The following is a 4407-nucleotide window of genomic DNA, read 5'->3' as shown; positions in this document are numbered from 1 at the left end:
AATCCCGTTCAGGAGCGCTGGATTCTGGATCATCGACACCAGCTGGATGCCCGCTGGCTGATGGGCGTGGGGGCGTTGCTGGACTTTCTGGCGGGAGACAAACCGCGGGCCCCGGAATGGATACGGTCCTGTCGTCTGGAGTGGCTGTACCGGCTCAGCCTCGAGCCGCGCCGGCTGTTCCGGCGGTACACCATTGATATTGGACGGTTTCTGATTCGTTGTCGCCGCTGGCGACATCAGTCCAGAATCGAAAGCTGATGCCCGGAGCTGTCCCGACGCTGCCATGGGGTCACCGGTCCCGGGTTGCACATTGATCCGGGTTCAGAACTGGAACTGCATGCCCATGCTGAATTCCCTGGCAATGTAGTCCCGGTCAGCGACAGGGGACTGTTGTTTGAGTAAGGACCCCGCCAGTGTCAGTCCGAACTGCTCGGTAAACTGATAGCGGGCCGCCAACGGTACCCAGCGATAGCCTTTTTCCGTGCGGGCGGGCAGGGTTGTCCGGGGCTCATAGGCCAGCCTGGCATGAGACAGGCGCGTCGTCAGCTCCAGCTTTGGTGTTGCCTGCCACTCCGCCTCAACAAACAACCGCTGCACCTCTGAAGGGCTGTCAGATGTTTCGCCAACGGCTGGCTGAGCAAACTGATAGCCGCTCGGGAGGCTCAGTTTGTCAGTGGCTTTCCATCGGCCGTCCAGACTGACCTGGCTGCCATTGCCGTCGTTGACTTCACCGTCGCGCTGGAAATAGTCCACCCGGCCTTCAAGCTGTGTCTTGCTGGTTACCACCCAGGTACTGCTGAGTGCCGTATTGATGTAGTCATAATTCAGGTCGGCACCTGGTGGAATGTCGTCGGGCCGGTTGAGGTTCTGCCTGGGGTAATCCCGTTCTCCCCGCACCAGCTCGAGGGAGATGGTGGAGCGGCGGTTGCTGACGTACCCTATACCGATAAATGCTTCACGGTCTTCGTAATTGATGGCTAGCTGGCCTGGATTGGAGTGTTCCAGTGCGTTGCGGCGAACGCCCGCCGGAAACCGCCAATGATTGCCGGGAACAAGACTGATACTGGCCTGACGATGGTCAAACGTAAGAATATCCTTGCCGATGAATTCTGCCCGGTCCACCGGTTGCTCGTAACGGTTCCAGCTCAGGCGCGTGCGCAGGGCGTTGCCAAGCTGGCCGATCCAGGCGGCACCGCCACGCCAGGTGGTGGCGTCGAGAAAGTCCCGACGATTATGTTCATACCGTGAGACGCCCAGATTGGCAGACAGTTGCTGCTGGCTGATTTTCTTGTTAAAGGCAAGACCGGCCGCGGCAATGGTGATCTCCTCCGGTCTGGCGTCCGAACTGCGGTTGTAATTGTCATCCCAGCTCTGGCGCAGGCTTGCACTGATACGGAGGGTGTCATTGGCATCGGCCATTACCCGTCCGGGAACCAGGCTACAGAATAGAACCATGGTCAGGCACCCGATAACTGCGAATCGGCCAGGATAGCCCGAAGCAGGTCCTGTGGGGGAAAGTGACAAGACCGATGAGGGTCCGGTAGCGACAGTTATCTGACGCCTGCTGAGTGGCATACTGATCATCCTTGATGTCCGTGTGCGAGTTCTGATGACACGGGGGTTGTCAGGTTCAATACGCTGACTGCCCGACGAAGCCCCGGAATGCGGTCAGAAACAGGATCTTGATATCCAGTGCCAGTGACCAGTTACGAATATAGTCAAGATCGTAGGCAATACGACCGACCATTTTGTCCATGGTTTCGGTTTCTCCACGAAAACCGCTGATCTGGGCAAGGCCGGTAATGCCCGGTTTGACTTTATGGCGCAGCATATAGCCCTGGATCTGAGCCCGATAAAACTCGTTGTGAGAGACTGCGTGAGGCCTGGGTCCGACCAGTGACATGGAGCCCTCAAGCACATTAAACAGTTGTGGCAGTTCATCCAGTGACGTACGTCTCAGCATGGCGCCAAACCGGGTAATCCTCGGATCATTACGGGTCGCCTGGATAACCTGCCCGTCGTCTTCGCAGACTTTCATGCTGCGGAACTTCCAGACTTTGATTTTCTCTCCACCCACACCGTATCGGGCCTGTTTGAAAAGTATCGGGCCGGGTGAGTCAAGCTTGACGCCAATGGCAACGATCAGCATGGGAATGGCCGCCAGTGCCAGGATGCCGAGGGTGCAGATGATATCGAACAGCCGTTTGTTCAGGCCCTGATCCGCCAGCGGGGAATCATAGATACTGACAGCCGGTATGCCCTGAAACGCTGTCAGCCTCGAATGCAGCAGATCAAATCCGAACACGTCGGGAATGATGTAGGCCGATACTGTAGTGTCAGCCAGTTCATGCACCAGTTTCCGGACCCGGCGCTCCGCCGCCATGGGGAGGGTGATGAAGATCATGTCCACCTCACCGTTTCGGGCTGCGGTCTGAAGGTTAGCAAGGGTGCCTTCCACCCGCATCTCGTTGTCATCAAGTCGTCGCAAGGGGTCACCGGACGGTTGCCGGTCGTCGTAATAGCCCTGAATCTGGTAACCCATCCATGGCAGATTCTGAATGGCGGTGGTGAGCCGCTGTCCGAGGGGCGTGGCGCCAACGATTGCAATGCGTCGCTGGGAGCTCTGACGCCGGAACAGTGCGAGAAACTTGCGGCGCAACCAGTGGCAGAAAATGATCACCACCGGTGTGATCACCAGCCATGACAGGATAGCTGTCAGGTTGACGTTGACGATCAGTCCCAATATCAGGGCGACAATCAGCAGTACAATCGAGGTTCCCAGCCACGCCAGAAGCAGACGATTAGCCAGAGCAGGTGTCGAGAAGCCTCGCCACAGGTGATAGACCTCATTGCTTTCGGTGAAGTAAACGAAGGCGGTAATGGCAACAACGCCGAGCCAGGTGTAACTGTTGTTCCAGGAGACTCCCACAAGAAACAGCGACATCCAGAGGGTACCAATAACGAGAAAACTGTCGAACGCCCTGAAAAAGGCAAGAATGTTGGAACGGTGGAGCCTGACGGTCGTTGTACTTCCGGACGCAGCGGGCAAGACCTGGGCTCGTTGTTCCGTTTGCTGACTCCCCATAAATCCTCCATGAATTTCCCTGGGTATAGCGAAAAGCACACTCCATAAGTACTTATGAATGCCTGATTGCATTTTCCGGGCCACAGAAGGCGGCCCCGACAAAAATATATATGGCGGATCGGTTTATAAACAGAAGAATGGATTGTAAGGCATCCAAGGGACGCAAAGACATGTATTCTCTGTAGGTAGACAGTCTGGCGCCAGCGCGGAATGCGCTGAAATAATTCATAAAATTCAATGAATAAGTCGGTTGTTGCGGTGGTTTTCGTGTTGCCTGAAAGGCCGTTAATTAAGCTTAATGGGGCTTGTCGACTATATAAATGTTTATGTAATAAAAGGGTGTCAGCACTTATTGTTTATTTTGTAACTATAATATGGCCACTATAATTCCATGTTTTATTATTAAACATGTATTAATACTAATGTGGTTAGCCGGCTGGGTGTTGGGCGCTGGTGGAAGAAGGTGTTCGACAATGGGTCACCAGCAACGTGTGTTCCTGTTATCGTTCTTCCAGCCCACGGCCCTGACGATCGGCCGTCGCTGCCACCTGCCACGTTGGGTTGAGCGGGGTCAGGCCGCCTCGCCGGCAGCAACACCGGACGCCCAGGCCCATTGAAAATTGTGGCCGCCCAGGTGTCCGGTGACATCCACCACTTCGCCAATGAAGAACAGGTCAGGGCGCAGGTTTGCTGCCATGGTTTTTGAGGATAGCTGTCGGGTATCCACCCCGCCAAGGGTGACCTCGGCGGTGCGGTAGCCCTCGGTACCTGCGGGTTTGATCTGCCAGCTCGTCAGGGTTCTGGCCACCACCTCCAGGTCCTGATTGCGATAGCCTTGCAGCGGACCCTGCCACCGGTGCAGATCGTTGAAGGCCGCAGCGAAGCGTTTTGGCAAGTGCTGGTTCAGATACTGCAATATCGAACTCTGGGGCCGGGCGTGACGCAGGGCCATCAGGTCGTCAAGAACCCGTTGCGTGGGCATCAGGTTGATGCCAATGCTGTCACCCGGGTGCCAGAAACTGGAAATCTGCAACATGGAAGGCCCACTGAGGCCTCTGTGGGTGACCAGCATGGGTTCCCGGAACTGTTCTCCCTGGCAGCTCACTTCAACCGGGCAACTGATGCCCGAAAGCGGGGCCAGCTGCGATTTGAGTTCCGGGTGCAGGGTAAATGGCACCAGTCCTGCCCGGGTCGGCAGAACGGTCAGCCCGAACTGACGGGCGAGGTCGTAACCGAAGCCGGTTGCGCCCATGGTGGGAATCGACAGACCGCCGCTGGCCACCACCAGCGAGTTGCAGCGGAAACTGCCGCCAGAGGTGTTG

Annotated in this window: 4 protein-coding genes; 1 reads left to right on the top strand and 3 read right to left on the bottom strand. The window is 56.5% G+C overall.

Translation table 11 applies throughout. The features are described 5' to 3' along the window. The coding region (locus tag AAC035_RS19070; RefSeq protein WP_339806693.1) for a WecB/TagA/CpsF family glycosyltransferase at window positions 1-258 on the top strand (258 nt) is incomplete at its 5' end. Between the two features lie 63 nt (window positions 259-321). Here the strand turns inward: AAC035_RS19070 and AAC035_RS19065 are convergent. From AAC035_RS19065 to AAC035_RS19055, 3 genes are all read right to left on the bottom strand, one after another. After that, window positions 322-1455 (bottom strand): hypothetical protein, encoded by a 1134-nt coding sequence (locus AAC035_RS19065; RefSeq protein ID WP_339806692.1) that lies wholly within the window; start codon window positions 1453-1455, stop codon window positions 322-324. A 175-nt stretch (window positions 1456-1630) separates the two neighbouring features. Next, a complete protein-coding gene (locus AAC035_RS19060; RefSeq protein WP_339806691.1) occupies window positions 1631-3085 on the bottom strand; it encodes an undecaprenyl-phosphate glucose phosphotransferase in 1455 nt (484 codons plus the stop codon). A 571-nt stretch (window positions 3086-3656) separates the two neighbouring features. Beyond that, window positions 3657-4407 (bottom strand): aminoacetone oxidase family FAD-binding enzyme (locus tag AAC035_RS19055; RefSeq protein WP_339806690.1); only part of this gene is annotated, 751 nt, incomplete at its 5' end.

The sequence above is a fragment of the uncultured Marinobacter sp. genome (assembly GCF_963974375.1).
Classification (GTDB): Bacteria; Pseudomonadota; Gammaproteobacteria; order Pseudomonadales; family Oleiphilaceae; genus Marinobacter.
The sequence above is the reverse complement of the archived record's forward strand: the minus strand, read 5'-3'. Positions and strand labels throughout refer to the sequence as shown.

Coding starts and splice junctions, on each gene's coding strand:
- AAC035_RS19065 (WP_339806692.1), bottom strand. CDS start 1,455: ATGGTTCTATTCTGTAGCCTGGTTCCCGGACGGGTAATGGCCGATGCC.
- AAC035_RS19060 (WP_339806691.1), bottom strand. CDS start 3,085: ATGGGGAGTCAGCAAACGGAACAACGAGCCCAGGTCTTGCCCGCTGCG.